General features: G+C 65.3%; 2 protein-coding genes. One reads left to right on the top strand and one right to left on the bottom strand.

What is annotated here, in order from left to right:
* Positions 1-223: 223 nt before the first annotated feature.
* Positions 224-1,120 carry a LysR substrate-binding domain-containing protein gene (locus JHC79_RS23255; protein ID WP_296395387.1) on the bottom strand — a complete coding sequence of 299 codons (897 nt, stop codon included), beginning with the start codon at positions 1,118-1,120 and terminating at the stop codon, positions 224-226.
* 114 nt (positions 1,121-1,234) lie between these two features.
* On the opposite strand from JHC79_RS23255, the gene mqo reads away from it, so the two are divergent.
* On the top strand, positions 1,235-2,674 hold the full coding sequence (gene mqo / locus JHC79_RS23260; RefSeq protein WP_296395390.1) for a malate dehydrogenase (quinone): 1,440 nt from the start codon (positions 1,235-1,237) through the stop codon (positions 2,672-2,674).
* Positions 2,675-2,789: the final 115 nt, after the last annotated feature.

A 2,789-nucleotide genomic window follows, 5' to 3' on the forward strand; every position in this document is an offset into this window, starting at 1 on the left:
ACCCTCGTCGAACAGAGATCCCTGCAGGCCGACCGCGTTCATCCCCCCACTGTAGTGATGATCGAACACCTGTGCGAGCGGATTGCGGCCGCTCGAACCCGAGTCCGTGTTTCCTGATCGGTTGTGCGGCCGGCGTCGCGACTCACCGCCCGATCGCGCCGGTGGTGAGCAGTTGTTCGACGATGCGGGTACGGCGAGCAATCCCTACTCCGAGTCCGGATGCTCAGACCTCGTCCTGCCCCCACCCGTTCACCAGGTACTCGTGGAGTTGTCGGGTGGGTGCCGACTGGGTCGATGTGCCCCACGCGAGGGCGATGGTGCGCCTGTACTGGTGACCGGCGAGCGGGATCTCGACAATGTCCGAGGGGTTGCGATCGTCATGCGGTAGCAGTGCGATGCCGAGGTCGCGGCCGATGAGTTCACGGATGGTCGCGAACTCGGTGACCTCGATGGCGATGTCAGGGTCGTATCCCGCGCTGCGGCACCAGTATTCGGTGATCTGGCGTAGGTTGTAGCTGGGCGGGTTCGCGATGAACGTGTCACCGTCGAGCTGGTCGAGTCGGAGTTCGGTGGCGGTGGCGAGGTGGTGCCCGGCGGGCAGGACGACACATATCGCCTGTTTTCCGATCTCGACGTGGTTGAGGCGTTCGGGTGTCGGGATGACGATCGCGAGGTCGAGATCGCCGCTCAACAGGTCCGCCCCGAGCTCGGAGCCATTGGCCTGCTTGAGGAGGACTTTGATGTTCGGGTGTCGGTGCCGGAACTCGGCGAGGAGGTCTGGGATGCGACCCGAGCCCATCGTGAGCGGAAAACCGAATCGAACTGTTCCGCGCTCGGGATCGGTGGAGCCGGACGCCTCGGCCAGTGCGAGATCGAGTTCGTCCAGGGGTCCGCGAAGGCGCACAGCCAGCTGATGCGCGTCGGGCGTGAGGCGTACGGCTCGGCCGTCGTGGATCAGCAGCGGCACCCCGAGGGCGGATTGCAGGGCACTGATCTTCCGGCTCATCGACGATTGCGGAATGTTCAAATCTGCTGCCGCGCGTGTCATGTGGCCGCCGGCTGACGCGAGCGCGACAAGTGCGCGGAGTTGGGGTGCGAGCTGAACTGACCACTGTTCCATAACTGGATGATATTGCCCCGATCATTCATTGGACGGAACGACTGTATGCGGGCGATCGTGGGTCGAGTTGCAGCGGTCCCGCTGCCGCGAAACGCCGGTGAGAGGAAGTCGAATATGCCGTCACGGTCATCGACCACTGAAGGGGAAGTCGTCGATGTCGTGCTGATCGGCGGCGGCATCATGTCGGCGACGCTGGGATCGATGCTGGCGATACTCGAACCTGGTCTGCGCATCACACTTCTGGAGCGCGCAGACGAACTCGCCACCGAGAGCAGCGCCCCGTGGAACAACGCGGGCACCGGGCACAGCGGGTTCTGCGAACTCAACTACATGCCCGACCCCGCCGACGGTTCGACTCCGGCGACGATCGCGAGAGAGTTCGGCGCCAGTCGACGATGGTGGTCGTATCTCTCGGACGCAGGATTGCTCGATCCGGAGACGTTCATCCGCGCCGCCGGACACATGGACGTTGTCTTCGGAGATCGTGACGCCGCCTACCTGCGCCGCCGATTCGACACCCTCTCCGCCGACCCGATCTTCGCCGGTATGGAGTTCACCGAGGACCCCGCGACGATCGCGAGTTGGGCGCCCTTGGTCATGGCTGGTCGCGATGCGAACGAGGTCGTGGCCGCCACACGGCACCAGGGCGGGACCGACATCGACTTCGGGTCCCTCACAAAGAGCCTCGTGCGCATCGTCGCCGACCATGGTGGACAGATCCGATTCGGTCACGAGGTGCGAGATCTCGGGCAACGTCCCGACCGGACGTGGGCCGTGCGCGGACGCACCGAGACCGGTCACTTCACGATCAACGCGCGGCGGGTGTTCGTGGGGGCCGGCGGGCACGCGCTGCGACTTCTGCAGTGCGCCGGGCTCCCCGAGGTCCGTGGATACGCGGTCCTCCCTGTCGGTGCCGCGTTCCTGCGGTGCTCGCGGCCGGCCGTGGTCGACCACCACACGGTCAAGGTCTACGGCCAGGCCGAGACCGGTGCACCACCGATGTCGGTGCCGCATCTCGACAGGCGATTCGTCGACGGCACAGCGCATCTGATGTTCGGCCCGTATGCCACGTTCAGCACACGACTGCTCAAAAGCGGTCGGTGGACGGATTTTTTCACCACCGTTCGCCGACACAACTGGCATGTGATCATCGCGGCCGTTCTCCAGAACCTGTCCTTGGTGACCTATCTCATCGGGCAGCTCACCGCACGCCCGCGACAAAGATTCGCGCACCTACGCAGGTACCTTCCGGGCGCCGAGCCCGCCGACTGGGAGCTCGTGTCAGCCGGGCAACGCGCGCAACTGATCACCCCTGATCGTCGTCGCATCGGCGTCATCCAGCAGGGCACCGAACTCGTTGTCAGCACCGACGGAACCATCACCGGTCTACTCGGTGCGTCTCCTGGTGCATCCACTGCGGTATCGATCATGATCGACCTTCTGCAGCGCAGCTTTCCTGATGACTGGCACAACTCCTGGGATGCCGAGTTGTCCGATGCGATGGCCGGCACCGATCTCACGGTCCCCGGGTCGGGCCCATCGGACGCCGGGTGAACGAGCGCCCATCGCGGGGGAACCAGGGCCCAACACGCGGCGTTGGCCGAGCCGGTCGGGTCAGGCCTGCAGGCGTCGCAATCGCTCGACACCCTCGAGCAGGACCTCGTCGCGC

The organism is Williamsia sp., assembly GCF_016462415.1.
Classification (GTDB): Bacteria; Actinomycetota; Actinomycetes; order Mycobacteriales; family Mycobacteriaceae; genus Williamsia_A.

Coding starts and splice junctions, on each gene's coding strand:
- JHC79_RS23255 (WP_296395387.1), bottom strand. CDS start 1,120: ATGGAACAGTGGTCAGTTCAGCTCGCACCCCAACTCCGCGCACTTGTC.
- mqo (WP_296395390.1), top strand. CDS start 1,235: ATGCCGTCACGGTCATCGACCACTGAAGGGGAAGTCGTCGATGTCGTG.